Origin of the sequence: Streptomyces armeniacus (assembly GCF_003355155.1) — a bacterium.
Taxonomy (GTDB): Bacteria; Actinomycetota; Actinomycetes; order Streptomycetales; family Streptomycetaceae; genus Streptomyces; species Streptomyces armeniacus.
The window spans coordinates 5,783,654-5,808,841 of record NZ_CP031320.1; the positions used below are offsets into that span (position 1 = coordinate 5,783,654).

A 25,188-nucleotide genomic window follows, 5' to 3' on the forward strand; every position below is an offset into this window, starting at 1 on the left:
CCATTGGTTCGGTCGTCTCCCCCCGTATCCAGGAGTGCCCGTGCACCGCGCCCGCCCGTACGACCTGAGCCCCCGCTACGCCGCCACCGACGGTGCCGTGGTCCGCGGCTGGGAGGCCGCTGTCGCCGGCCTGCCGGCCGGCCCGGCCGTGCTCGCCCTCGACGGGCCCGCGGCCCTGGACTGGAACGCGGCCGCGGAGGGCCTCGCCGCGGCGCTGCGCGCACGCTCCGTCGAGGTGGCGCTGCTCGACGCGCGGGACCGCTGGTCCGCCGCCGCCGTGGAACGGCTCTGCGTGCCCGACGCGGACGCCGACGCGTTCTTCCTGCCGCTCGCCGAGTTCTCCGTGGCCGACCTCTTCGACGGCCCGCTCACGGTGGACCGCCCCGCCGACGGCGTCCTGCTCGTCTACGGCCCCGGCAGCTCCCTGTGCTCACCCGACCTGCTGTGGTGGGCCGACCTGCCGAAGCGGTACGCCGAGAGGGCCGTGGCCCGGGGCACGCTGCCGGTCGGCGCCAACCTCGGCCGTCCCGGCGTGCCCGGCGAGCTGCGCAGCCTCTTCTACACCGACTGGCCCGTCACCGACCGCCACCGCGACGCGCTCGCCCCCCGTATCGACCGCTGGGTCGACCTCCAGGACCGGGACGCCCCCGCGTCCCTCGACGGCGCCGCCCTCCGTGCCACCCTCGACCGCCTCGCCGGCGGCCCGGTGCGCACCCGCCCGTACTTCAACTCCACCCCGTGGGGCGGCCACTGGGCCGAACGGGAGCTCGGCTTCGCGCCCGACGGCGGGAACACCGCCCTCGGCTACGAGCTGATCGCCCCCGAGTCCGGGATACTCGTCGGCCGGGACGCCGGCGCCCAGGTCGAGCTGCCGTTCCAGCTGCTGTGCGTCCTGCACCCCGAGCGGTTCCTCGGCCCGGACGTGCACCGCCGGTACGGCACCTCCTTCCCGATCCGCTTCGACTACCTCGACACTGTCGGCGGCGGCAGCCTCTCCGTGCACTGCCACCCACAGGAGCGGTACATGCGGGACGTCTTCGGCTGGACGTACACCCAGCACGAGACCTACTACCTCACCGCGAGCGAACCCGGCGCCCGCGTCTACCTCGGGCTGCGCGAGAGCGCCGAGGTGGACGTCCTGCGCAAGGAAGTCGAGGAGTCCGCCGCGCACGGCACGCCGCTGCGCGTCGAGGACCACGTGCAGACGCATTCCGCCGAGCCGGGGCAGCTGTTCATGATCCCGGCCGGGGTCCCGCACGCCTCCGGCGAGGGCAATCTCGTACTGGAGATCAGCGCCACGCCGTACCTCTACTCCCTGCGCCTCTACGACTGGCTGCGCCGCTCCACGTCCGGCGTGCCCCGGCCGCTCTCGCACCGCCACGCGTTCGCCAATCTGGACACCGCGCGGCGCGGCGGGGACGTGGTACGGGACCTGGTCCAGCGGCCGCGTACGGTGCGCTCCGGCGAGGGCTGGCGCGAGGAGCTGCTCGGCGAGCTGCCCGACATGTTCTACGCCGTCCACCGCTTCGTCCTCGACGGCACCGGGCCCGCCGAGGACGACACCGACGGGCGTTTCCACGTCCTCAACGTGACCGCCGGTGACGGCGTCGTGGTGGAGACCGCCGACGGCCGGCGCCACGACCTCGCGTTCGCCGAGACCCTCACCGTTCCGGCGGCCGTGGGCGCGTACCGGCTGCACCCCGCCGGGACGCGTCCCGCACAGGTCGTCAAGGCGCTGGTGAGGCCGGCGTGACGCGGGTGCCGGTGCTGGAGATCGGCGGCACGCACGTGACCGCGGCCCTGGTCGACACGGACAACGGCCGGCCGGTCGAAGGCAGCGTCGTACGCCGCCCGGTGCCCGCCGACGCGGGGGCCGGGGAGATCCTCGACGCACTCGCCGCTCCGGCGCGGCGCATCGAGGTGCCGGAGGGCGCGCACTGGGGCGTCGCGATCCCGGGACCGTTCGACTACGGGAGCGGCGTCGGCAGGTTCCGGGGCATCGGCAAGTTCGAGTCGCTGCACGGCGTGGACGTCGGGGCGGGACTGCGGGAACGGCTGCTGCCGCGCCCGCGGAACGTCAGCTTCCTGAACGACGCGGACGCCTTCGCCGTCGGCGAGTACCACGCGGGTGCCGCCGCGGGCCACGAGCGGGCGCTGTGCCTCACGCTCGGTACGGGCGTCGGCTCCTCGTTCCTGCGGGGCGGGCGGCCGGTGACCGAGGGGCCCTCGGTGCCGCCCGAGGGCAGGGTCCACCGGATCAACGTCGGCGGGCTGCCGCTGGAGGAAGTTGTCTCGCGCCGCGCGATCCGCGCACGTTACGCCCGTACGGCGGGCGGTGCGGGCGGTGCGGGCGGTGCGGGCGGCGCGGACACCGCGGCCCCCGGCGAGGGACCCGACGTCAGCGACATCGCGGCGCTCGCCCGCCGCGGCGACCCGCACGCGCGGGCGGCGCTCACGGCCTGCCTCTCCGCGCTGGGCCGGGCGCTGGCGCCCTGGTGCGCCGCGTTCCGGCCGGGCGTGCTGGTCGTCGGGGGTTCCATGGCGGCCTCCTGGGACCTCCTCGCCCCCGCCCTGCGGGCCGGGCTGGACGCCGGCGCGCGGGAGGACGGGCGCACCATGGAGGCGGTGGACCTGCGTACGGCGGCGCGGCCCGCCGACGCGCCGCTGATCGGCGCGGCGCACTGGGTGCTGCGGCAGACCGGCGGCCCCGCCCCGCCCGCCCGGCCCGCCTAGAATGTCGCCGCCCGGGTGTCCCGCCGGCGGCACACCCGCTGCCGTACGACCGCACGGAGCACGGTGTCTGACGGTACGAAGGAAGGCCAGGCCATGACAGAGCGTCGAGCGAGCGACGCCGGCGCACCGACCATGCGCGACGTCGCCGCCCGTGCCGGGGTCAGCGCCATGACCGTCTCGCGCGTGCTCAAGGACGACGCCCGGGTCAGCGAGGCGTCACGGGAACGCGTCCTGCGTGCCGTCGACGCCCTCGGCTACCGGCGCAACGAGACCGCCCGCCGGCTGCGGCTCGGCAGCAGCGGAATGATCGTGCTGATCGTCACCAACCTCGCCAACCCCTTCTACTCGCGCCTCGCCCTCGGCGTGCAGGAGGTGGCGTCCGAGCACGGTCTGCGCGTCGTGCTCAGCAACACCGCGGAGGAGTACGAGCGGGAGCGCAGCGCCGTGGCGGACTTCGCGTCCCGGCAGATGGACGGCATGATCGTCGTTCCCGCCGGCAGCAACCACCGCCATCTGACCCCGAGCGCCCTGCGCGGCATGCCCGTCGTGCTCGCCTCCCGGCCGCCCGCCGGAATGGACGCGGACTGCGTCCTCGTCGACGACTTCGGCGGCGCGGAGGAGGCCACCCGGCAGCTTCTCGCCGACGGCCACCGGAAGATCGGCTTCCTGGGCAACCCGCCCGCCCTCTACACCGGCGCCGAACGCTTCCGCGGCTACTGGTCCGCCCACGAGGCGGCCGGCGTCGAACCCGACGAGCGCCACATCCGCCGCGGCCTCGCCGACGTGGGCACCGCCGAGCGCGCCGCGACCGCGCTGCTGGCGGATCCGGAGCCGCCGACCGCGCTGTTCTGCACCAACAACCGCCTCACCAAGGGCGCGATCAGGGCCGTGCGCACGCTCGGGCGGCCGGTCGCGCTCGCCGGCTTCGACGACTTCGATCTCGCGGAGGTGCTCGGGCTGCCGCTGACGATCGTGTCGTACGACGCCGACGAGATAGGGCGCCGCGCCGCCCAGATGCTGATCGACCGCATCAACGACCGTTCCGAGGCACCGCTGCCCGCCCGCCGCACGGTGGTGCCCACGCATGTCATCCGCTACGGCGGCGCTCCGGCGTGACGCGAGCCTCGTACGGCATCACTTGCGCCGGGCAGGGTTCGGGCAGACAATTAGTAGGACGTCCTAGTAATTAACCGACCGCAGCCGCCCGCGGAGACCCCGTGGGGCCGCGCGCTCGCGGAGAGGCGAAGAACCGCATGGATGCTGAGGCCATCGAGCAAGGCCGGCTGCGCTGGCAGGCGCGCTACGACGCCGCGCGCACCCGCGACGCGGATTTCACCACGCTGTCCGGCGACCCGGTCGACCCGGTGTACGGCCCGCGGCCGGGGGACACGTACGAGGGGTTCGAACGGATCGGCTGGCCCGGCGAGTTCCCGTACACGCGCGGTCTGCACGCCACCGGGTACCGCGGACGCACCTGGACCATCCGCCAGTTCGCGGGCTTCGGCAACGCCGAGCAGACGAACGAGCGGTACAAGATGATCCTCGAGGCGGGCGGCGGCGGGCTCTCCGTCGCGTTCGACATGCCCACCCTGATGGGGCGCGACTCGGACGAGCCGAAGTCGCTCGGCGAGGTCGGGCACTGCGGTGTCGCGATCGACTCGGCGGCCGACATGGAGGTCCTGTTCCGGGACATCCCGCTGGGCGACGTCACGACCTCCATGACGATCTCCGGGCCCGCCGTCCCGATCTTCTGCATGTACCTGGTGGCGGCGGAGCGGCAGGGCGTCGACCCGGGCGTGCTGAACGGCACGCTCCAGACGGACATCTTCAAGGAGTACATCGCGCAGAAGGAGTGGCTGTTCCAGCCGGAGCCGCACCTGCGGCTGATCGGCGACCTGATGGAGCACTGCGCGCGCGGCATCCCGGCGTACAAGCCGCTGTCCGTCTCCGGGTACCACATCCGCGAGGCCGGCTCGACGGCCGCGCAGGAGCTGGCGTACACGCTCGCGGACGGCTTCGGGTACGTCGAGCTGGGGCTGTCCCGCGGGCTCGACGTCAACACGTTCGCGCCCGGCCTGTCCTTCTTCTTCGACGCGCACCTCGACTTCTTCGAGGAGATCGCCAAGTTCCGCGCGGCGCGCCGGATCTGGGCCCGCTGGATGCGCGACGTGTACGGCGCGGAGTCCGAGAAGGCGCAGTGGCTCCGCTTCCACACCCAGACGGCCGGCGTCTCGCTCACGGCGCAGCAGCCGTACAACAACGTGGTCCGTACGGCCGTCGAGGCGCTCTCCGCGGTCCTCGGCGGCACCAACTCCCTGCACACCAACGCCCTCGACGAGACACTCGCGCTCCCCAGCGAGCAGGCCGCCGAGATCGCGCTGCGCACGCAGCAGGTGCTGATGGAGGAGACGGGCATCACCAACGTCGCGGACCCGCTGGGCGGTTCGTGGTACGTGGAGCAGTTGACCGACCGTATCGAGGCCGACGCCGAGAAGATCTTCGAGCAGATCAAGGAGCGCGGCCGGCGCGCGGTGCCGGACGGGCAGCACCCCATCGGGCCGATGACGTCGGGCATCCTGCGCGGCATCGAGGACGGCTGGTTCACCGGTGAGATCGCCGAGGCGGCCTTCCAGTACCAGCGGGCGCTGGAGAAGGACGACAAGCGGGTCGTCGGCGTCAACTGCCACACCGGCTCCGTCACCGGCGACCTGGAGATCCTGCGGGTCAGCCACGAGGTGGAGCGCGACCAGGTCCGCATCCTCGGCGAGCGCAAGGCCGCCCGCGACGACGCCGCCGTACGGGCCGCACTGGACGCGATGCTCGCGGCCGCCCGTACGGACGCGAACATGATCGAGCCGATGCTCGACGCGGTGCGGGCGGAGGCCACGCTGGGCGAGATCTGCGGCGTGCTCCGCGACGAGTGGGGCGTCTACACGGAGCCGCCCGGCTTCTGAGCGCGCGCCGGCCCCGCTGCTTCCGGCGGGCCGGTGCTTCGTCCGTCCGGGCTCAGGCGAGTGAGCCGAGCCCGGACACCAGCAGGCCCGTGAAGGCGGACACCCAGGCGTCGTCCACCGGTTCGGCGCTCACGAGCACCCGGTGCACGACGGCGCCCGCGATCACGTCGAAGATCAGGTCCGCCTGCCGCGCGGCCGCCGCCGGGTCCTCGTCCGCGGGCAGCTCCCCGCGGGCCTGCGCGCGTGCGCGCCCCTCCAGCACGAGCCGCTTCTGCCGGTCCACGATCGCCGTACGGATGCGGTCCCGCAGCACCGGGTCGCGGGTGGACTCGGCGACCAGCGCCATCAGCGCGGTGGCCGTCTCGGGCCGCTCCAGCAGCGCGGCGAAGGACCGGACGACGCCGCTCACATCGGCCTGGAGGCTGCCGCGGTCGGGGAGTTCGAGCTCGTCGAAGAGCGCCGCCACCGCCTCCACGACGAGCGTGCTCTTGCCCGTCCAGCGGCGGTAGAGCGTGGTCTTCGCCACACCGGCGCGGGCCGCGACATCGCCCATCGTCAGCTTGGACCAGCCCAGTTCGACGAGCGCGGCACGGGTCGCGTCGAGTATCGCGCGGTCCGCGGCGGCGCTGCGTGGTCGGGCCATGGCGGCACCCTACCGACCCCCGTATCCGCTCCCGCGTTTGAGGAGGGTCCGCGGCGGACACGGTCTGCCAGTGGGCCATCACGCAGCGCCCCGGCGCACTTTCGCCGCGGCGGGGGCCTTCCCGGCCGCCGGACGGGCTGGAGGCGGGGCTGTTACGCTACAAGTCGTAGCGGAACGATGATCGGCGCGACAGCCACACACCGGGTGGGGACCCGGTAACGAACACCGCGCGAAAGGGGGAGACTGGTCTCATGCAGCCACGCAATATGTCCATGAGCGGAGTGGTCGACCTCGCCGCGGTGAAGGCGGCCGGAGAGGCCAAGCAGAAGGCGGAGCAGGTGCGGGCCGACGCGGCCGAGCGCGGCGACAGTGCCGCACCGTCCGGCCTGGTGATCAACGTCGACGAGGCGAGCTTCGAGGCGGAGGTGCTCCAGCGGTCCGCCGAGGTCCCCGTCGTGATCGACTTCTGGGCCGAGTGGTGTGAGCCGTGCAAGCAGCTCGGGCCCGTCCTGGAGCGGCTGGCGCAGGAGTACGCCGGACGCTTCCTGCTCGCCAAGATCGATGTCGACCACAACCAGATGCTCTTCCAGCAGTTCGGTGTGCAGGGCATCCCCGCGGTCTTCGCGGTGGTCGCCGGCCAGGCGCTGCCGCTGTTCCAGGGAGCCGCCCCCGAACAGCAGATCCGGGAGACACTCGACCAGTTGATCCAGGTCTCGGAGCAGCGCTTCGGGATCACGGGCCTGCAGGGCGTGCCGGAAGGCGACGCCGAGGGCGCGGAGGCGGAGGGCGAGGAGGCGCCGGCGGCGCCCGAGCCCCCGGAGGACCCGGCGCTCGCCGCCGCGCACAGCGCGCTCGACGCGGGCGATCTGAACGGCGCGGTCCAGGCGTACAAGAACGTCCTCGCCGACGAGCCGGGCAACACCGAGGCCAGGCTCGGGCTCGCGCAGGCCGAGCTGCTCGCCCGGGTCCAGGACCTCGACGCCCAGCAGGTCCGCAAGGAGGCGGCGGACCAGCCGACCGCGGTGGACGTGCAGTTGAAGGCCGCGGACCTCGATCTGGTCGGCGGGCATGTCGAGGACGCGTTCGGCCGGATCGTGGAGACCGTCAAGCGGACCGCGGGCGACGACCGGGAGCGGGCGCGGCTGCGGCTCCTCGAACTCTTCGAGGTGATCGGGGCGGACGACCCGCGTGTGGTGACTGCGCGTAGCGCGCTGGCGCGCGTCCTCTTCTGAGTCGTGCGCAACGGCCCACGCCACTCATTGATTTAGCGACATCAGCGGCTGCTTTTGCCAAAACTTGGCAATCGCAGCCGCTGTTACTCGTAGTAAAAACGAGGCGGAAAACCACCCGGACATGTCCGAATAATCCACTTGTCCCGCGATGTTTCTCGGCGACCCTGAGTGTCCGGCCGACATCATCCGGAGGTTTCCCGGTTATCCAAGCGTTACTCGCAAGTAATGAACCCCTTGTGCGTCAGCGTCAGATGCACCACGATCGGCCAGGCTCGGTCCATTTCCCGGCCCGCCAACCAGTCGGGCACCCAAGGGCGATGGGTCCCCACCGAGTGGACCGGTGGCACCTTGGCCGGTCCGCGGGCAGGGGGGTCTCTGCCGCCCGGCGGAGCCTGTCCGCCATGCAGGGTTGCGCGAGAGCGTGGCCAGTGGTTGTCGCTCGGGGGTGATCGCCGACAGCTCGGAACGCACGTAGAAGTACGCTCCAGATGACGGCGCTCCTTCCCGAGGACGTAGCACTTCTCCCATCCCAGGTATGGGTCCGCAGCTCGTGCCGGAGATGTACGTCCGAGAAGGAGGAAAGTCATGGAGTCCCTGGCTCGTGGCGGGACCAGATGGAAGCGGTTCGCCGTTGTCATGGTGCCCAGCGTTGCCGCTACTGCCGCCATCGGAGTAGCCCTGTCCCAGGGCGCGCTGGCGGCTTCGTTCAGTGTGTCGGGTCAGCAGTTCAAGGTGACCGCTGACCGGCTCGAAGGCACCGGGTTCGCTCAGTACGGCGCGATCGACAGCACCAAGAAGGGCGACAAGCCCGTCACGGTCGTCGGTATGAACGAGGCATCGATCAAGAATCTTTGCCAGTCGGTCGTCATACCCGTCCCCGTCTTCGGTGACGTGTCGATGAAGCTCAGCGCGGGTGCCGGAAGCACCCCCGTCGAGGCGAAGAAGCTGTACATCGACGCGGACGACCTGTCGACGAACGCGACGTTCAAGAACATCGACATCGGCGTCTCCGTCGATGACACCACCAAGGGCCCCGGCCCGCAGAAGGGCGACAAGTACCTGCCGGGCTCCTTCGCCCAGCAGGCGGAGAGCGTCGTCTTCACCGATGTCAAGCAGCGCGCATGGGCCACAACGGCCGGAACATTCAAGCTCAGTGGACTCAAGATGGCCGTCAAGAAGGGCGCCCACGAGTGCTACTGAGGCACTGATCCGTACGGGCGCGGGGGCACCCCCCTTCCCCGCGCCCGTACGGCCGCTCCACAAGCAAGCTTTGTGCCAGTCCCCGAGGAGCTGTACGTATGAGCGCCGACACGCGAGAGCGGCCGACCGACCGGCTGGACCGGATGCGCGCGAATTTCCGGGTGTGGCGAGGACAGCGTCCGTTCTGGGGCGGGATGCTGACACTCCTCGCCGGTCTGCCGATCATGTACATCCCGTACCAGAATCTCACTCTGGGCTCGCTGACCATCCGGATGTCGACCACCGCGGGCGCGGGTTCGCTGATCATCGGCGTGCTGCTGGTCGTACTCGGGCTGACCATGTGGTACCAGCCCCACTCCCGGGTGTTCGCCGGTGTCGCGGCGATTCTGCTGGCCCTGGTCTCGCTTGTCGTCTCGAACTTCGGTGCCTTTCTGATCGGCTTCCTGCTGGGGCTGATCGGTGGTGCGCTCGGTGTCTCCTGGGCGCCCGGCGAACCCGTACGGGAGCGCGACCGGAAGGACGACACGGACGATACGGCGTCACCCTCGGACGCCTCCGCGTCCGAGCGGGACACGGACGACTTGTCAGTCACTGGAACGGCTTCCGCTTCGGCATCGCCGACCGGAGCCGACGCGAACCACGCGAACGGGAGGCACGGTGCCGGGTGACGAGATGCGGGAGGACGCGACCGCCTCGACGGACGCCGGCCGTGAGAGAGGCGGCCCGCGGCATGCCGCTCCCCGCAAACCGCTGCTGACCCGGCTGCACGTCCCGGCCGGCAAGGCGATAGCCATGGCGGCGATGCCGTCCGCCGTGCTGATGGGCATGGGGCTCACGCCCCAGTTGGCCAGCGCGAAACCGCAGCCCAAGAACCCCTTCAAGGACGGGCCTTGCGTGTCCGCGCCGGACAAGGAAGAGGAAGCGGAGAAGGCCGAGGAGAAGGCCAAGGCCGAGAAGGCGGCCAAGGAGGCCAAGGAGAAGGCCGAGGCCGCCGCCAAGGCGAAGGCCAAGCGCGAGAAGGCGGCCGAGGAAGCCAGGGAGAAGGCGGAGGCGAAGAAGCCGGATCCCTCCGGGACATCCGGGTCCTCCGACGGCGAGTCCGGCTCCGGTTCGGATTCCGGTTCCGACTCCGGCACGGACTCCGGCTCGTCCGGGGACGGCGGTGCCGACAGCCCCGAGCCCGAGCCCTCGGAGTCCGAGCCGAAGAACCCGCTCGACCCGCTGGGGCTGGGCGACAAGATCAAGGACGTTCTCACTCCCGGCGAGAAGGCCGAGCAGGAAGAGGCCGAGGAGGAGCGCGAGGAGGCGGACAAGCCCGCCGCCGAGCCGTCGCCCTCCGCCGGGGACGAGAGCCGCAACCCGGTCGAGGACACCGCGGACAAGGTCGAGAAGGGTGTCGAGGACGCCACCGACGGCCTGCGGAAGGGTGCCGAGGACGCGAAGGACAAGCTGCCGAAGCCGTCCCCGTCCGAGACCGGGGACAAGTCCGGCAAGGACGAGAAGGACGGCGAGGACGCCAAGGACAAGGCGGGCGAGGACGAGGACGGGAAGAAGCCGTTCCCGTGCGTGGAGGAGAAGAAGGTCGCCGGCAGCGACCAGGAGACCCCCGCCACCCTCCCGAACCAGCCCTGGTACCTGGAGGCTTCCTCACTCGCCCTGCACGGCCTCGACTACAAGGGCGTCGTCAACGTCAAGATGGCGAACGGCGAGTCCAAGCAGGCGCTGAAGTTCACGGCGTCCAGCCTCGACATCGGCGACCTGCACCAGATCGTCGAGGGCCAGGACGGCGCGAAGTACCACGTACAGGCGGCCAAGGGCTCCACGTCCACCATCCGCGACGGCCAGGTCACCATGTACACCGAGCGGTTGCAGGGGAACCTGTTCGGGCTGATCCCGATCGTCTTCGATCCGGAGCACCCGCCGCCGGTCAACCTGCCCGAGGTGTTCTTCACGAAGGTGAAGGTCACACAGGCGGGCCAGTTCGGCGGCACCCTCACGGTGCCCGGACTGCACCAGAGCATCACGCGCTAGCCGCGACGCAACGGAACGCGGCGCGGCGCAGCGGACGGGCTGGAGAACACTCTCCAGCCCGTCCGGCGTGTGCGGGGCGTACGCACAACGCGCGGCGCGTACGTACGGCGCGGCCCTAGGCCTCGCCGCCCAGGTGGTGCACCCGGACCATGTTCGTGGTGCCGGGCACTCCGGGCGGGGAGCCGGCGGTGATGATCATCGTGTCGCCCGCGTCGTACCGCTTCAGCTTCAGCAGCTCCCCGTCGACCAGGTCGACCATCTCGTCCGTCGTGTTCACGTGCGGCACGACGTACGTCTCGACGCCCCAGCTCAGCGACAGCTGATTGCGCGTCGGGGTGTCCGTCGTGAAGGCCAGGATCGGCTGGACGGCGCGGTAGCGGCAGAGGCGGCGGGCCGTGTCGCCGGACTTGGTGAACGCGATCAGCGTCTTCGCGTCCAGGAAGTCCGCCATCTCGCAGGCGGCGCGGGCCACCGAACCGCCCTGCGTACGCGGCTTCCTGCCCTGCACCAGCGGCTGCAGGCCGCGGCTCAGCAGCTCCTCCTCGGCGGCCTCGACGATCTTCGACATCGTCTTGACCGTCTCGATCGGGTACTGCCCGACCGACGACTCCGCGGACAGCATCACCGCGTCCGTGCCGTCCAGGATCGCGTTCGCGACGTCGGACGCCTCGGCGCGCGTGGGCCGCGAGTTGGTGATCATCGACTCCATCATCTGGGTCGCCACGATCACCGGCTTCGCGTTCCGGCGGCACAGCTCGATCAGCCGCTTCTGCACCATCGGGACCTTCTCCAGCGGATACTCCACCGCCAGGTCGCCGCGTGCCACCATCACGCCGTCGAACGCGAGGACGACCTCCTCCATGTTCTGCACGGCCTGCGGCTTCTCCACCTTCGCGATCACCGGGACGCGGCGTCCGACCCGGTCCATCACGCGGTGCACGTCCCGTACGTCCGAGGCGTTCCGTACGAAGGACAGCGCGACCATGTCGGCGCCCATCCGCAGCGCGAACTCCAGGTCCTCGACGTCCTTCTCGGACAGCGCCGGCACGTTCACGGCCGCGCCGGGCAGGTTGATGCCCTTGTGGTCGGAGATCACGCCGCCCTCGATCACGATGCAGCGCACGCGCGGCCCGTCGACCTCGATGACCTGGAGCGCGACGTTGCCGTCGTTGATCAGGACCGGGTCGCCCTTGGCGACGTCGCCCGGCAGGCCCTTGTACGTGGTGCCGCACACGGACTTGTCGCCCGCGACGTCCTCCGTGGTGATGGTGAACTCCTCACCGCGCACCAGCTCCACGGGGCCCTCGGCGAAGGTCTCCAGGCGGATCTTGGGCCCTTGCAGGTCGGCGAGCACCCCGACCGCGCGGCCGGTGTCCTCGGCGGCCTTGCGGAGCCGGTGGTACCGCTCCTCGTGCTCGGGGTGGGTCCCGTGGCTCATGTTGAAACGGGCCACGTTCATGCCGGCGTCGATCAGCGTCTTCAGCTGCTCGAAGGAGTCGACCGCGGGGCCCAGGGTGCAGACGATTTTGGAACGGCGCATGGGCGGCATCCTTTCACTTTGTTCAGGAGCGAAACGTATCGGGGGTGAGCCGGCTCACGTACTGAGCCCGGTCACACGTGTTTGACCAGTGCGTATGTCTGCCGTGCGATCTCAAGCTCCTCGTCCGTGGGCACCACCGCCACCGCGACCCGGGCGTCCTCCGGGGAGACCAGCCGGGGCACGGCGGCGCGCTCCTCGTTCCGCGCCGGGTCCACGGCGAGACCCAGCCCTTCGAGCCCGGCCGTGGCGGCCTCCCGTACGGGCGCCGAGTTCTCGCCCACGCCGGCCGTGAAGGCCACCGCGTCCACGCGGCCGAGCACCGCGTAGTAGGCGCCGATGTACTTCCGCAGCCGGTGCACGTAGATGTCGAACGCGAGCGACGCCGTCTCGTCGCCCGCGTCGACCCGGCGCCGGATCTCCCGCATGTCGTTGTCGCCGCAGAGGCCGACGAGCCCGCTCTTCTTGTTCAGCAGGGTGTCGATCTCGTCGACCGACATCCCGGCGACCCGGGCCAGGTGGAAGATCACCGCCGGGTCCGTGTCACCGGAACGGGTTCCCATCACCAGGCCCTCAAGCGGAGTCAGCCCCATCGACGTCTCCACGCACACCCCGCCGCGTACGGCCGACGCGGACGCGCCGTTGCCCAGGTGCAGCACGATGACGTTCACCTCGGACGGGTCACGGCCGAGCAGCTCGGCGGTCCGCCGCGAGACGTACGCGTGCGAGGTGCCGTGGAAGCCGTAGCGGCGGACGCGGTGCTCGTCCGCCGTCCGTACGTCGATCGCGTACCGGGCGGCGTACTCCGGGATGGTGGTGTGGAACGCGGTGTCGAACACGGCGACCTGGGGGAGCCGCGGGTTGAGGGCCAGCGCCGTACGGATGCCCCGCAGGTTCGCCGGGTTGTGCAGCGGGGCGACCGGCACGAGCCGTTCGATCTCCTTCAGCACGTCGTCGTCGATCAGTGTCGGCTCGGTGAACCGCCTGCCGCCGTGCACCACCCGGTGGCCCATGGCGGCCAGTTCGGGCGAGTCCAGGCCCATGCCGTCCGCGGCCAGCTCGTCGGCGGCGGCCTTCAGGGCGGCGTCGTGGTCGGGGACGGGCGCGTCGTGCGTACGGGTCTCTCCGCCGCTGCCGCTGCCGCCGTCACCGCCGCCGTTCAGGGGGGTGTGCGTCAGCCGGGAGGTGCGCTCCCCGATCCGTTCCACCAGCCCGGTCGCCAGCCGGGCGCCGTCCGCCATGTCCAGCAGCTGGTACTTCACCGACGACGAGCCGGAGTTGAGCACCAGCACCCGGGTGGGGGCGCCGGTGCCGTTGCCGGTGGGGGTTGGGGGCCCCGCCCGCCCCGTACCCGCAACGGTGACCCGCGACGCGACCCCGGCCGCCCCCGCGGCACTGTGCCCCGCCGCCTGACCGCTCCGTCGGGCGGCGGTCGCTCACCCGCCCCCACGCCGCCTACCGCAAGTACGTCCTACCGCAGGTACGTCCTACCGCAGGTACGTCCTACCGCAGGTACGTCCTACCGCAGGTACGTCCGCTGCCAGTCGAGCGACGACATCGTCTCCGCCGCGTCCGCAAGCGCCATCGCCGACGGGGTCTTGAGCCGGGACCGTGTGGTGTCGACCCATTCCCGCGCGTTGCGGTAGCCCTGCTCGAGGTACTCCAGCCCTTGGATCACGCACTCCAGCTTGTCGGCGTCGTGCGCGACCAGAACCTCGAGGGAGTCCCCGGTCTCGTACTCGTCGACAACGGCCTGAATGCCTGCGGCCACAGCCGGATGCGCGTCGGCGAGCTGATCCCGGGTGACGTCCTCGTTCTTCGCCGCGGTGAGGTACCGCCGCCCGACCCAGGGGATGTCTCCGACCCGCGTTTCCTGCGTGTCGTGGAAGGTGCACAGAAGCGCGACGCGCGCGGGGTCCGCTCCTTCCATCATCGCCAGCACCGCTCCGATCAGCGCCGTCCGAAAACTGTGCTCGGCGATCGTCTCCGGATCCTTGACGCCCACGATCCACCAGCCCGTGCGCTTCCCTCGCTTGAGCGCGCCCATCTCCATCAGATAGCCCGCGGTCCCGCTGGCACGCTGATCGTCAGACATGCGGTCTGTCCCTCCGGTGGATCACGGCGTGTTGAGCTTCAGACCGTAATGCAGGGTCTCCAACTCGCGCCGCGACCGTGCGGAAACCGCACCGCCGTCCAACAATGTCACCACGCGCCCCTTGAGCTCGGAGGCGAGAGCGGGGTCCGTGGCCAGCAGGCCGGGGCGTGCGGCCAGCAACGCCCACACGGAATGGACGTTCAGCTCCACACACCCCAACTCCGGACGCAGCCGGTCGGCCAGACTGCGCAACAGCGCGCCACCGTCCCACAGCGACCGGTCGCCCATGAACGCATCACTCGCCCGTGGCAGCACGTCCAGTCCCAGCCAGTGGGCCCAGTAGTTCAGGTTCGCCCGCTCGCCCCGTTCGCCGGACAGGCCGCACTCGATGAACCTGCGCAGTTCGTCGTACTCGCCGTACCGCGTCAGGGAAGTGGCCACCGACCGCGTATCCACCCAGGCTGCCGGGCCGTTCCTCACCCGCGTTCCGGCGCGCATACGGGCCAGCCAGGCGTGAGTGTCCGGCGCCGCGTCGTAGCCGCACAGGTACACCGCCTGCCGGCGCAGCAGAGCACCGTCCTCGCCCGCACGGTCTGCGATCTCGGCGTAACGGCGCAAGTGCGCGAAGACGGCCCGGCGTTCAGGCTCGGCGAGCAGAGGGCCATCAGGTACCGGCCCGCGCCTGCGGGGCATCCCAGTGGGTGCGGTGGGTACGGCGGCGGGCGCGGCGCCGTCGAGCGCCCAAGCGATCATGTGTGTTGAGGTCCGGTTGAACACCCAGCCCGCCAACGGGTGCGCCCGGAAGTCCGCTGACGAGTCCCTGTGATGCAGGGCGTGGCTCAGGACAGCGTCGGCATCCATCGCCACATCGAACAACACCAGCAGTGCCGGATCCGCCCCGCAGCGGAGCAAGTGACGCCGTACCGACCGGAAATGAGCCGACGGCACGGCAGCAAGCGGTCGGCGCCCGGACTCCCAGCCCTGCACGGTCGTCACGTCCACGCCCGTCGCCTCCGCGAGACCGCGCTGAGTCAGTCCGGCCCGCTCGCGCGTGATCTTGAAAAGGTGCCCCGTAACCACCCCCTCACGTACGGGTCGGCGCGAACTCCCGCCCCCAGTCAGTGTTCTGTGCATAGAGGGGTGCCTCCTGTGCAGTCCTGTCCTCAGTTCCGCCGCTATGGGACTCTGCGCAACCCGTACTGTGGGTCAGTTTTTCCACCGGGCCGCTCACCGTACGTTCATGGGAGCGGCTACAGAGTGAACAAGTCTAGGCGCACACAGTGACAACGTGTGCGCCTGTGCTGTGGCCGCATCCCGACGACGTCCCTCCAGAGGAAGCACGCCCATGGCCACTGACCACATCGGAACAGAACGCATCCAGAACGCCGAGGTCGTCCTGCACGGCCTTCGTGAAGCGCTGGCCCAGGCAGGCATCACGCTGCCCTCCCTGCAACTGCACCACTCGACCTGGAGCGCGTCCGACGACGGGGGTGCCGCTCTCCTCAGCCTCGGCGCCGTCGATCTGGCCACCGCACGGAAGTTGACCGAGGTGGTAGGGCGCCGGCGCAGCACTGAGCAGAGCTGATGTACCGGGAAGGAACGTGGCTGATCGACCGGCGGTTGGACAAGCTCGGCCGCCTCATGGCCACCGACGGCCCGTACGTGCTGCTGCGTCCTCCGCGCGGCGGGCGGGAGTGGGAGTGCCCTCCGGATGAGGTGCGGCTCGCGATGGAGGCCGAGCGGCGAGCAGCAGGCATCGCCGGAGACGGCACCGTGCTGCCGAGACGTACGACCAGGTGAGCTCAGCGGACATCACGCCTGCACAGGCGCAGGCACACAGCGAGAGGGGAACAACAATGACCAGGCTCACGAAAGCGTCGCCGACTGAACGGACCGCGCCCCGGTTTCTGTGGCTGGATCTGACCCGGAAATGCCAACTCGGTTGTCGGCACTGCTACAACGCGTCGGGTCCCGACGGCAGGCACGGCACCATGGCCCGCGAGGACTGGATCTGCGTCCTGGACCAGGCCGCCGACTGCGGCGTGCGCGGAGTCCAGTTCATCGGCGGGGAACCGACCATGCACCCCCACGCCCGCGAACTGGTCGGGTATGCCCTGGCCCTCGGACTCCAGGTGGAGGTGTTCAGCAACCTCGTACACGTCACACCGGAATGGTGGACCCTCTTACGGCGCGAAGGCATCTCGCTCGCGACGTCGTACTACTCGGACCAGGCCGCAGAACACGACGCGGTCACCGGCCGCCGCAGCCACCACCGGACCCGCGCGAACATCGAGCACGCGGTGCGACTCGGCATCCCGCTGCGTGCCGGGATCATCGCCTCTGACGAAACGCAGCGCATCGGCGAAGCACAGCAGGAACTCCAGGCGCTGGGCGTGACGATGATCAGCGTCGACCGCGTCCGGCCGTTCGGACGCGGCGCGGACGGGCGTGCTCCGGCAACGTCCGGTCTCTGCGGCCGGTGCGGCACCGGCCGGGCCGTGGTCGGCCCGGACGGCACGGTCGCCCCGTGCGTCTTCTCCGACTGGATGGGCGTCGGGAACATCCGTGACGGCTCGTTGGCCGATATCCTCGGCGGCGTCTCCATGGCCGAGGCGAACGCGCGGATTCGCAGTACGGCCAAGGGCGGTGCTTGCGGGCCCGATCAGGAATGCACTCCGGGATTCCCCGGCAGCTCGTGCAACCCGAGGAACTGAAGGATCATGAACGAGGCCGTTCCCTCAGCGTTCTGGGCTCTCATCCGCCCGCACACCGGGGATGTGACCGACGTCCGGCACACCTCGGCGGGGCACAGCTCGGATGTCACCGCCGTGGTCGAGTGCGAACGAGGACCCTTCTTCGTGAAGGCGATCCGCAACCGGCCCGGGGGCCGACGCGATTCGCTGATCCGGGAACGGCTCGTCAACCCGTCCGTACGCGCCGTCTCTCCGGCTCTGCGCTGGAACGCGGAGGACGAGCAGTGGCTGGCGCTCGGTTTCAACGTGGTCGAAGGACGGCCATCGGACTTCACGTGGGGTTCGGCCGATCTGCCCGCGGTCGTCGGCGTCCTGGAGCGCATCGGTCGGCTGAGCCCGCCGGACGTGGTTCGGGAGTGGCTGGAGACCCGGTGGGACCCGTTCGCCCGGGACGCCGAGGAAGCCGCGCTCTTCCAGGGCGATGCGCTGCTCTACACCGACATCAACCCCGGCAATCTCCTGATCGGGGAACGGGAGACGTGGGCCGTCGACTGGTCATGGCCCACCCGCGGCGCGGGTTTCATCGACCCGGCGTGCCTGGTCGTACAGCTCGTGGCGGCCGGGCACGATGCCGCGTCCGCGGAGTCGTGGGCGGCATGGTGTGCGGCGTGGCGGCACGCGGAGCGGCGCGCGGTCGATGCGTTCGCGGCGGCAACGGTACGGATGTACCGGGACTTCGCGGCCCGGAGGCCGGACGCCGAGTGGCTGGCGGTGATGGCTGCGGCCGGGCAGGAGTGGGCCGACCACCGTGGTGTCACGGGGGTTTGACGGCGCACGGTGTACGGCGCCGCCGCGCGCTTACGAGGGGGGTGTAGGCACGCGACGGCGCCGACGCGCCGGTACGGACGGGGCACGCGTACACGCCCGTATGGGGGGTGGGCTGTGGTCCCGGACCATGGGGTGGCCGGGAGGGTCCGGGACCACAGGTCTCAGCCCGGCTCGCTCCCGGGGTCGGAATCGGAACCGGGCCCCGAATCGGAACCGGCGTCCGGCCCGCCCGCGTCCGCGTGCTGGCGGGCCGCCAGGGCGTGGGTCACCTCCAGCGTCGCCGGGTACAGCGCCAGGTAGTGCCGGTACAGCTCGTCGTACGTCTTGCCGTGCTCCGGGTCCGGGGTGACCACCGACTCCGTCGGGTTCCACACCTCGATGTCCTCGCGCCGGGCGAGCCCCGCGCCGAGTGCCGCCAGGAACGCGTCGCCGTACGCCGCGCCGATCGTGTGCCGCGGGATGTTCTGCTCGCGGCCCGTCACGTCCGAGACGATCTGCGTCCACAACTCCCGTGCGCCGCCGCCCACCGCGATCAGCCGCCGCAGGTCGCCGCCCGCCTCGCTCATCGTGGTGAGGTTGTGCCGTACGCCGAAGGCCGTGGCCTCCAGCGCCGCGCGGTAGAGGTGCGCGCGGCCGTGCCGGAGCGTGAGCCCCGCCACCACCCCGCGGGCGTCCGCGTCGAAGACCGGCGTACGTTCGCCCGCGAAGTACGGCAGCATCAGCAGGCCCTCGGCACCCGGCGGGAGTTCGGCGGCCTCCGCCGTCAGCGTGGCGTAGTCGGCGCCCGTCAGGTCGCGGAGCCAGCCGGTCACCGCACCGGAGGTGGCCATGCCGCCCGCGAGGCAGTACGTGTCCTCGAAGGCGCCCGCCGTCGACCAGAGGCGGCCGTCCGGTACGGGCTCGTCGACGACGTTCACGAGGAACATCGTCGTGCCGTACATGAGCATCAGGTCGCCCACGTTCGTCGCGCCGACCGCCGTCGACTCGGCCCAGGCGTCGACCGTTCCGGCCATCACGGGTGTGCCCGCCGGGATGCCGGTCGCCTCGGACGCGGCGGCCGTGACCTCGCCGACGGAGTCGGACGGCCAGACCAGTTCGGGCCACTCCAGCCCCGGCGCGATCTCCTCGCGCCAGTCCTCGATCCACTCCTCCTCGTCGAGGTCGTACAGCGGCGTGCACTGGCTGGCGGAGTGGTGGTCCAGGACGTACGCGCCGGTGAGCCGGTGCACGAGCCACGAGCTGGCCATGAACCAGCGCCGCGTCCGCTCGTACGTCTCCGGCTCGCGCTCCCGCAGCCACGCCAGCTTGGGGCCGACGGCCTGGCTGGTGAGCGGCGAACCGCAGCGCTCCAGCACGCGCATCCCGCCGTAACGGGCGGCCTGCGCGACGATCTGGTCGGACGCGCGGGTGTCCACGCCGTACAGGATCGCGCGCCGCAGCGGCGTGCCGTCGCGGTCGGTGGGCAGCAGGCACGGGCCGATGCCGCTGACGCAGACTCCGGCGAGGGCTCCCCTCCTGTCATCGCCCTCACCGGAGTCGGAACCGGAACCGGAACCGGCAGCGGCATCAGGACCGGCACCCAGCAACTCCCCGGCCAGCGCCCGGAAGTCGGCCCACCACACCTCCTCCGCGTCGTGCTCGACCCAGCCGGGCCGCGGCGTGTCCGTACGGTGCTCGCGGACGGCGGTGGCGACGACCTCACCGTCCACGGCACGCACGAGTACGCCCTTGGAGCTGGACGTGCCGATGTCGATGCCCAGCACCAGCGCTTCACGTTCAGGCATGACGCATCACTTGATCTTCCCGCTCATGTCGAACTGCTCGTAGATCTCGGCGGCGTTGTCGGACATGATCTCCTCGGTGGGCAGGACCTGCTTCTTCTTCACGTCCTTCCCCATCGCGATGTCCTGTGCCGCCTTCGCGGCCTCCTCCGCGCCCGTCGGGTAGAGGTACGTCGCCTCCAGCTTGTCCTGCTGTACGGCACGTATGCCGCCGCTCGGGATGGCGAGGCCGTCGATCCCGAGGAACTTCATGTCCTTGTCCTTGCCCGCCGACTTGGCGGCGAGCTGGGCGCCGAGTGCCATGTCGTCGTTGTGGCCGTAGACCAGGTCGAAGTCCTCGCCGCGCTGCAGCCACTGCTGCATGATCTTCGTGGCGTCGCCGCGCAGCCACTTGGCCTCGCGCTGCGCGCTGACCTCGATGTCGTGGCCCTTGATCGCGTCGGCGAAGCCCTTGTGCCGGTCGATCTGCGGCTGGGAGCTGAGCACACCGCGGAGTTCGGCGACCTTGCCGCCCTTCGGGAGGGCCTTGACGGCGCGTTCGCCGGCCTTCTTGCCGATCTCGTAGTTGTCGCCGCCGATGAAGGTGGAGTAGCAGTCGGTGTTCACGGTGCGGTCCAGCACGATCACGGGGATCTTCGCCTCGCACGCCTGGGTGACGGCGGGGGTGAGCGGGGCGGGCTCGTTGGGCGAGACGATCAGGATGTCGACCTTCTGCTGGATGAAGTTCTGCATCTGACTGACCTGCGTCGCGCTGTTCTGCTTCGCGTCGGCGATCGGCAGCAGCTTCAGCTTCGGGTACTTCTTGATGAAGTGCTTGAGCTGCAGGTTGAGTTGCGCGCGGTAGGGCTCGGCGTTGTTCGCCTGCGAGTAGCCGACGACGAACTCGTCCTGGTTCTTGTCCCCCGCGTCGCTCGCCTCCCCGGCCTCCGAGCTGCACCCCGCCGTGGCGGTGAGGGCGAGGACGGCGGCGGCTGCGACGGTGCCCACGGAATACGTACGCCTCATGCGATTTTCTCCTTCCTGCGGAACAGATCGGGACGTTGCAGCACCACCGCCAGTACGACGATCGAGCCCTTGATCACCAGCTGCCAGTTGTCGCTGACGGCGTTCAGTCCGAGCACGTTGTCGAGCAGCGTCAGGATCAGCGCGCCGACGAACGTGCCGACGATGGTCCCCTTGCCGCCCGCCAGCGAGGCGCCGCCGATGACCGCGGCGGCGATGGCGTCGAGTTCGTACGAGTTGCCCGCGAGCGGGTCGGCCGAGGCGCTGTACGCGGCGTCGATCGGCCCCGCGATGCCCGCGAGCATGCCGGACAGGGTGAAGACGGCGATGATGACGAAGGTGACGTTGATCCCGGAGAGCCGGGCCGCGGTCGGGTTGCCGCCGACCGCGTAGATGTGCCGTCCGAACGTCGAGCGCGACAGCATCAGATGGAACACGATGCAGACCACGACGAAGGCGAGCACCGGGAAGTAGATGCCCTCCTTGCCGACGAGCGGCAGCCAGGTGCCCTCGAAGACGTTGTTGCCCGGCGTCCCCAGCTTCTGGAACGCCTCCGACTCCGGGGTCAGCGTGCCGTCGGGCTTGGCGACCTGGGTGCCGACGGAGACGTTGTCGGACATCTCTCTGTCCAGGCCGCGGGCTATGGACAGCATGGCGAGCGTCATCACGAACGACTGGATGCGCAGGATGGAGGTGCCGATGCCGTTGATCAGCCCGAACGCGGCGCCCGCCAGCATGCACAGCGGGATGATCTGCCATACGGGCATCTGCTCGTTCACGAGCAGGAGCGCCGCCGCCATCGAGCAGAAGCCCATCAGGGAGCCGACGGACAGGTCGATGCCCGCGGTGAGGATCACCAGGGTGACGCCGACGGCGAGGATGCCGCGGGAGGAGAAGGCGCCGACCGCGTTGGTCAGGTTCGTCTCGTTGAGGAAGACGTCGCCCTTGGTGACGATGCCGATGAGGACGACGAGGACGAGTCCTATGTAGCCCTGGAGCGAGCCCAGCACCGGGAGGAACCGGCGGACGCGGGCCAGTGGCGTGGGTGCTGCTTCCTTCTCCGGTGGTGGTGCGTCGGTGAGCGTACCGGTCATGTGCCCTGAACCCCCGAGGTCCCGTCGTTGTCTTCCGTGCCGCTCTCGCCGTCCGGGACGGATTCGTCTGGGGGCGGCTCGTCCTGTACGGGCTCGTCCGCCGCGGGATCGTCCCGTACGGACCCATCCGCTACGGGCTCGTCCGCCGCCGGTTCATCCCGTACGGACGCATCCGCTACGGGCCCGTCCCGGACCGCCCCCTCCGCCAGGACCGCCTCCCGGGCCATCGCCGCCGTCAGCAGCGCCTCCTGCTCCGCGCGCGGGCCGTGTGCCGGGTCGCGGTGGAACTCCCCCGTCAGCCGCCCCTCGCACAGCACCAGCACCCGGTCGCACATGCCGATGAGCTCCGGCAGTTCGGACGACACCGCGAGGATGCCGGTCCCCTGCCGCGCCAACTCGTCCATCAGCGCGTGGATCTCGGCCTTCGCGCCGACGTCGATGCCGCGCGTCGGCTCGTCCATCAGCAGCAGACTGGGCTTGGTCAGCAGGCACTTGGCGAGGACGACCTTCTGCTGGTTGCCGCCGGACAGCTTGCCGACGATCGCGTTCAGCGAGGGTGTCTTGACCTTGAGGTTCCCGACCTGTTCCGCGACCGCCGCCCGTTCGCGGCGCCGGTCGACGGTGCGCCACGGGCGCCGGTACTGCGCCAGTGACGCCAGCGAGGTGTTGAAGCGGACGGTGTTGGCGAGTACGAGCGACTGCGCCTTGCGGTCCTCCGCGACCAGCGCCATCCCGTTCCGCAGGGCGTGCCCGGGGCTGCGCGGCCGGTACGGCTTCCCGTCCAGCGTGATGGTGCCGCGTACGCGCGCCGCGCCGTACGCGCCGAACAGCGCCTGCAGCACCTCCGTACGCCCCGCGCCCATCAGCCCGGCCAGGCCGACGATCTCCCCGGCCCGTACGGTCACGTCGATCCCGTGCAGCGCGCTGCCGCCCTCGGGCGCACAGCTCAACCCGGTGGCTTCAAGGCGTACGGGCCCGTCGCTGCGCTGCGCGCTGCCGCGCGGGTAGAGCTCGCCGAGCGAGCGGCCCACCATGAGCCGTACGAGCTCGGCGCGGTCGGTGCCGGTCATGGAGCGTTCGCCGACGAACTCGCCGTCCCGCAGCACCGTGACGGTGTCCGCGATCTCCTCCAGCTCCTCGAGCCGGTGGGAGATGTAGACGACTCCGACGCCATCCGCGGTCAGGTCGCGGATGACGTCGAAGAGCCGGCGGACCTCGGCGTCGGCGAGCGCCGAAGTCGGCTCGTCCATGACAAGCAGACGGACGTTGAGGTTGAGCGCCTTGGCGACCTCGATGAGCTGCTGCTCGGCGATACGGCAGTGCTTGACGGGCCGGCGCGGCGGCACCTCAAGGCCCAGCCGGGCGAGGAGTTCGGCCGCGCGCCGGTCCATGGCCTTGCGGTCGACGGTGCCGCGTACGGTGCGGGGCTCGCGGCCGAGGAAGATGTTCTCGGCCGCGGTCAGCTCCGGCACCAGGTTGAGCTCCTGGTGGATCATGCCGATGCCGTGCGCCTGCGCCGCCTTGGGCGAGTGGATCTGTACGGGCTTGCCGTCGCACTCGATGACGCCCTCGTAGTCGGCGTGGACGCCGGCGAGGATGTTCATGAGGGTGGACTTGCCGGCGCCGTTCTCGCCGAGCAGGGCCACCACTTCGCCGGCGTGCACGGTGAGGCGTACGCCCTTGAGCGCGCGTACGCCCGGAAAGCTCTTGGCGATGTCGCGCATCGCCAGCAGCGGCGCCGGCGCGGGCGCGGACGCCCCCGAGGCCGGCGCCGGCGCGGGCTCCGGCGCCCCCGACGCGGGCTCCGGCGCCAACTCCGTTGGTGGCGCCGGTTCCCCCTGGTCCCGCTCGTCTGTCATGCGGCGTCCCCGAACCCGTCGTAGCGGATGCCCAGCTGGCGGCAGACGGCGCGCAGTTCGGCGACGTAGTCGCCGGGCACGGCGTGCAGGTGGTTGGAGCCGAACTTGGTGAGGAACTCCTCGGCCTCGCAGTTCAGCGACGCGAAGGCGTGCGGCCACTCCCAGGTGGAGGCGCGCATCATGCGCTCGTTGGTGGCGTCGTCGTACGTCTCCAGGTTTCCGCGCATGACGTGCATGCGGTACGCGCTGTCCTCACGCGTGAGCCGGGCGAACGTCATCTCGCCGGGCGCCGCGAGGTGCTGTACGGAGGCGCCGCCCGCGGGGAAGTAGAAAACCTCGGGGAAGAGGTTGACGTGCCGCAGGTTCTCCGCCGGGTCGTCGGAGCGGGCGGCGTACCAGGTGGCGTGCTGCCCGGAGTTGCACAGGTCCCAGACGTCCTTGTCGCCGTGGTAGTGCCGGATGTCGGCGAACAGCACCGGGTCGCCCGAGAGCAGCTTCAGCAGCTGCATCGTCATGGCGGCGTCCATGTCGGCCTCGGTGGAGGTGACATGGGTGGGCTTGGGGCCCTCCCAGTCGTACGGGTCGTTGAGGAACGCCTCCGCGATGTCCATCGTGCAGAAGTTCGCGGTGAGTTCGGGCTGGCCCTTGATGCCGGAGAAGTCGAGGTTCCACTCGTCGATCAGCTCGCGCATCGCGTAGTAGGTGCGGATCTGGCGCTCGAGCAGCTCCGGGGTGAGGCGGTCGCCGTCGTAGTGCACGCCGGCGGCGTGCTTCTCGAGCCAGGCGCGCGCCTGGCTGACGCGCGACTGCTCGGCGTTCTCACTCCGGCGTACGATCTCCCACTGGTCGATCTCCTCGACGTCGACGCCGAAGACCTTCATCCACTGGTCGGTGTTGGCGGTGGCGGTGTACATCCCCATCGGCCGCCCGCCGATCCGCCCGAACGTGGAGCCGCGCAGGCCCTGTACGGCGGCCCCGGCCCGTACGTGGGTGAGGATCCGCTCCTGCACCGCCGGGTCGTCGAGGTCGCCCCAGGCGCGTGCGTGGGTGCGGCCGAGCTGGTCGAGCGCGCCGCCGCCGGCGAGCATGCCGACCATGCCGGGGAACTGCGGGTCGATGTTCGCGACGAGCAGCAGCGGGCCGGGCGTGGCCTCCGCGGCGAGCGCGGTGAAGTGCGGGAACGTCCACACGGAGTGGTGCATGATCGTGATGTCCGGGTGGTGGTCGGCCACCCAGCGGGCCTGCGAGGTCGCCAGGGTGTTGCTGGTGATCTGCTCGGGGGCGGTGATCACCTCGTGCCCGGCGTTCCGCAGCACGGTGGCGAGCTGGGTCGCGGCCCGTCCGACGTGCTCGGTGACGTCCCGCTGGACGTAGTCGCGGCCGTCGGAAATCGGGAGCAGACCGATGCGTGCCATGGGGGGTCCTCCATGTGTGTCGTGCCGAAATGCGGTGCGTACGGCAGGTGGTGCGGGGTTGGTGCGGGTACTGCGGTGGTGCCGGTTGGTG

The 25,188-nt window shown here is 70.8% G+C and carries 22 protein-coding genes; 12 read left to right on the forward strand and 10 right to left on the reverse strand.

All coding sequences use genetic code 11. From position 1 onward, the window contains the following. Positions 1-40 precede the first annotated feature (40 nt). From DVA86_RS25185 to icmA, 4 genes are all read left to right on the forward strand, one after another. Positions 41-1,753, forward strand: a complete 1,713-nt coding sequence (locus DVA86_RS25185; protein WP_208881681.1) for a class I mannose-6-phosphate isomerase — start codon at positions 41-43, stop codon at positions 1,751-1,753. Beyond that, positions 1,750-2,733 (forward strand): ROK family protein, encoded by a 984-nt coding sequence (locus tag DVA86_RS25190; protein ID WP_245997107.1) that lies wholly within the window; start codon positions 1,750-1,752, stop codon positions 2,731-2,733. Before DVA86_RS25185 ends, DVA86_RS25190 begins: the two co-directional genes overlap by 4 nt. A 93-nt stretch (positions 2,734-2,826) precedes the next feature. Next, positions 2,827-3,849: a LacI family DNA-binding transcriptional regulator gene (locus DVA86_RS25195; protein ID WP_208881683.1), complete on the forward strand. Its 1,023-nt coding sequence runs from the start codon at positions 2,827-2,829 to the stop codon at positions 3,847-3,849. A gap of 137 nt (positions 3,850-3,986) precedes the next feature. Further along, positions 3,987-5,687: a coenzyme B12-dependent isobutyryl-CoA mutase large subunit gene (gene icmA, locus DVA86_RS25200; RefSeq protein ID WP_208881684.1), complete on the forward strand. Its 1,701-nt coding sequence runs from the start codon at positions 3,987-3,989 to the stop codon at positions 5,685-5,687. A 52-nt stretch (positions 5,688-5,739) separates the two neighbouring features. Here the strand turns inward: icmA and DVA86_RS25205 are convergent, their stop codons facing one another. Then, positions 5,740-6,330, reverse strand: a complete 591-nt coding sequence (locus DVA86_RS25205) for a TetR/AcrR family transcriptional regulator (protein WP_208881685.1) — start codon at positions 6,328-6,330, stop codon at positions 5,740-5,742. 251 nt (positions 6,331-6,581) lie between these two features. Between DVA86_RS25205 and DVA86_RS25210 the strand changes: the two genes are divergently transcribed. From DVA86_RS25210 to DVA86_RS25225, 4 genes are all read left to right on the forward strand, one after another. After that, on the forward strand, positions 6,582-7,562 hold the full coding sequence (locus DVA86_RS25210) for a tetratricopeptide repeat protein (protein WP_208881686.1): 981 nt from the start codon (positions 6,582-6,584) through the stop codon (positions 7,560-7,562). A 585-nt stretch (positions 7,563-8,147) separates the two neighbouring features. Beyond that, on the forward strand, positions 8,148-8,762 hold the full coding sequence (locus tag DVA86_RS25215; RefSeq protein ID WP_208881688.1) for a DUF6230 family protein: 615 nt from the start codon (positions 8,148-8,150) through the stop codon (positions 8,760-8,762). Positions 8,763-8,860: 98 nt separating this feature from the next. Next, on the forward strand, positions 8,861-9,430 hold the full coding sequence (locus DVA86_RS25220) for a DUF6114 domain-containing protein (protein ID WP_208881689.1): 570 nt from the start codon (positions 8,861-8,863) through the stop codon (positions 9,428-9,430). Then, positions 9,420-10,793: a hypothetical protein gene (locus tag DVA86_RS25225; RefSeq protein WP_208881690.1), complete on the forward strand. Its 1,374-nt coding sequence runs from the start codon at positions 9,420-9,422 to the stop codon at positions 10,791-10,793. The genes DVA86_RS25220 and DVA86_RS25225 overlap by 11 nt, the downstream gene beginning before the upstream one ends. A 115-nt stretch (positions 10,794-10,908) precedes the next feature. Here DVA86_RS25225 and pyk read toward each other — a convergent pair whose 3' ends face one another. The 4 genes from pyk to DVA86_RS25245 form a co-directional block, all read right to left on the reverse strand. Beyond that, a complete protein-coding gene (gene pyk / locus DVA86_RS25230; protein WP_208881692.1) occupies positions 10,909-12,333 on the reverse strand; it encodes a pyruvate kinase in 1,425 nt (474 codons plus the stop codon). A gap of 71 nt (positions 12,334-12,404) precedes the next feature. Then, positions 12,405-13,622 (reverse strand): acetate kinase, encoded by a 1,218-nt coding sequence (locus DVA86_RS25235; RefSeq protein WP_208881693.1) that lies wholly within the window; start codon positions 13,620-13,622, stop codon positions 12,405-12,407. A 227-nt stretch (positions 13,623-13,849) separates the two neighbouring features. Further along, entirely contained in the window at positions 13,850-14,425 is a 576-nt protein-coding gene (locus tag DVA86_RS25240; RefSeq protein ID WP_208881695.1) for an HD domain-containing protein, read from the reverse strand. Between the two features lie 21 nt (positions 14,426-14,446). Beyond that, positions 14,447-15,559 (reverse strand): helix-turn-helix domain-containing protein, encoded by a 1,113-nt coding sequence (locus DVA86_RS25245; protein ID WP_245997110.1) that lies wholly within the window; start codon positions 15,557-15,559, stop codon positions 14,447-14,449. Positions 15,560-15,770: 211 nt separating this feature from the next. On the opposite strand from DVA86_RS25245, the gene DVA86_RS25250 reads away from it, so the two are divergent. Genes DVA86_RS25250 through DVA86_RS25265 form a run of 4 tightly spaced genes read left to right on the forward strand, consistent with a single transcriptional unit; the run spans position 15,771 to position 17,946 of the window. Next, positions 15,771-16,010, forward strand: a complete 240-nt coding sequence (locus DVA86_RS25250; protein ID WP_208881698.1) for a hypothetical protein — start codon at positions 15,771-15,773, stop codon at positions 16,008-16,010. Next, positions 16,010-16,225, forward strand: coding sequence for a hypothetical protein (locus DVA86_RS25255; RefSeq protein WP_208881699.1), 216 nt, complete (start codon positions 16,010-16,012; stop codon positions 16,223-16,225). Before DVA86_RS25250 ends, DVA86_RS25255 begins: the two co-directional genes overlap by 1 nt. A 56-nt stretch (positions 16,226-16,281) precedes the next feature. Further along, positions 16,282-17,139, forward strand: coding sequence for a radical SAM/SPASM domain-containing protein (locus DVA86_RS25260; protein WP_208881700.1), 858 nt, complete (start codon positions 16,282-16,284; stop codon positions 17,137-17,139). Positions 17,140-17,145: 6 nt separating this feature from the next. Then, on the forward strand, positions 17,146-17,946 hold the full coding sequence (locus DVA86_RS25265; RefSeq protein ID WP_208881702.1) for a hypothetical protein: 801 nt from the start codon (positions 17,146-17,148) through the stop codon (positions 17,944-17,946). 161 nt (positions 17,947-18,107) lie between these two features. Here DVA86_RS25265 and DVA86_RS25270 read toward each other — a convergent pair whose 3' ends face one another. The 5 genes from DVA86_RS25270 to DVA86_RS25290 are packed head-to-tail and all read right to left on the reverse strand — an operon-like array spanning position 18,108 to position 25,097. Further along, a complete protein-coding gene (locus DVA86_RS25270; RefSeq protein ID WP_208881704.1) occupies positions 18,108-19,730 on the reverse strand; it encodes an FGGY-family carbohydrate kinase in 1,623 nt (540 codons plus the stop codon). 6 nt (positions 19,731-19,736) lie between these two features. Beyond that, the gene (locus DVA86_RS25275; RefSeq protein WP_208881706.1) at positions 19,737-20,732 is read right to left on the reverse strand and encodes a substrate-binding domain-containing protein; all 996 of its coding nucleotides are present in this window, start codon (positions 20,730-20,732) and stop codon (positions 19,737-19,739) included. Then, complete coding sequence (locus DVA86_RS25280; RefSeq protein WP_208881707.1) at positions 20,729-21,823, reverse strand: ABC transporter permease; 1,095 nt, start codon at positions 21,821-21,823, stop codon at positions 20,729-20,731. The genes DVA86_RS25275 and DVA86_RS25280 overlap by 4 nt, the downstream gene beginning before the upstream one ends. Beyond that, positions 21,820-23,682: a sugar ABC transporter ATP-binding protein gene (locus tag DVA86_RS25285; protein WP_245997112.1), complete on the reverse strand. Its 1,863-nt coding sequence runs from the start codon at positions 23,680-23,682 to the stop codon at positions 21,820-21,822. The genes DVA86_RS25280 and DVA86_RS25285 overlap by 4 nt, the downstream gene beginning before the upstream one ends. Next, positions 23,679-25,097, reverse strand: a complete 1,419-nt coding sequence (locus DVA86_RS25290; RefSeq protein ID WP_208881708.1) for an L-fucose/L-arabinose isomerase family protein — start codon at positions 25,095-25,097, stop codon at positions 23,679-23,681. Before DVA86_RS25290 ends, DVA86_RS25285 begins: the two co-directional genes overlap by 4 nt. Positions 25,098-25,188 lie beyond the last annotated feature (91 nt).

Coding starts and splice junctions, on each gene's coding strand:
- DVA86_RS25240 (WP_208881695.1), bottom strand. CDS start 14,425: ATGTCTGACGATCAGCGTGCCAGCGGGACCGCGGGCTATCTGATGGAG.
- DVA86_RS25275 (WP_208881706.1), bottom strand. CDS start 20,732: ATGAGGCGTACGTATTCCGTGGGCACCGTCGCAGCCGCCGCCGTCCTC.
- DVA86_RS25270 (WP_208881704.1), bottom strand. CDS start 19,730: ATGCCTGAACGTGAAGCGCTGGTGCTGGGCATCGACATCGGCACGTCC.
- icmA (WP_208881684.1), top strand. CDS start 3,987: ATGGATGCTGAGGCCATCGAGCAAGGCCGGCTGCGCTGGCAGGCGCGC.
- DVA86_RS25285 (WP_245997112.1), bottom strand. CDS start 23,682: ATGACAGACGAGCGGGACCAGGGGGAACCGGCGCCACCAACGGAGTTG.
- DVA86_RS25255 (WP_208881699.1), top strand. CDS start 16,010: ATGTACCGGGAAGGAACGTGGCTGATCGACCGGCGGTTGGACAAGCTC.
- DVA86_RS25195 (WP_208881683.1), top strand. CDS start 2,827: ATGACAGAGCGTCGAGCGAGCGACGCCGGCGCACCGACCATGCGCGAC.
- DVA86_RS25205 (WP_208881685.1), bottom strand. CDS start 6,330: ATGGCCCGACCACGCAGCGCCGCCGCGGACCGCGCGATACTCGACGCG.
- DVA86_RS25210 (WP_208881686.1), top strand. CDS start 6,582: ATGCAGCCACGCAATATGTCCATGAGCGGAGTGGTCGACCTCGCCGCG.
- DVA86_RS25265 (WP_208881702.1), top strand. CDS start 17,146: ATGAACGAGGCCGTTCCCTCAGCGTTCTGGGCTCTCATCCGCCCGCAC.
- DVA86_RS25250 (WP_208881698.1), top strand. CDS start 15,771: ATGGCCACTGACCACATCGGAACAGAACGCATCCAGAACGCCGAGGTC.
- DVA86_RS25245 (WP_245997110.1), bottom strand. CDS start 15,559: ATGCACAGAACACTGACTGGGGGCGGGAGTTCGCGCCGACCCGTACGT.
- DVA86_RS25260 (WP_208881700.1), top strand. CDS start 16,282: ATGACCAGGCTCACGAAAGCGTCGCCGACTGAACGGACCGCGCCCCGG.
- DVA86_RS25290 (WP_208881708.1), bottom strand. CDS start 25,097: ATGGCACGCATCGGTCTGCTCCCGATTTCCGACGGCCGCGACTACGTC.
- DVA86_RS25215 (WP_208881688.1), top strand. CDS start 8,148: ATGGAGTCCCTGGCTCGTGGCGGGACCAGATGGAAGCGGTTCGCCGTT.
- DVA86_RS25280 (WP_208881707.1), bottom strand. CDS start 21,823: ATGACCGGTACGCTCACCGACGCACCACCACCGGAGAAGGAAGCAGCA.
- pyk (WP_208881692.1), bottom strand. CDS start 12,333: ATGCGCCGTTCCAAAATCGTCTGCACCCTGGGCCCCGCGGTCGACTCC.
- DVA86_RS25220 (WP_208881689.1), top strand. CDS start 8,861: ATGAGCGCCGACACGCGAGAGCGGCCGACCGACCGGCTGGACCGGATG.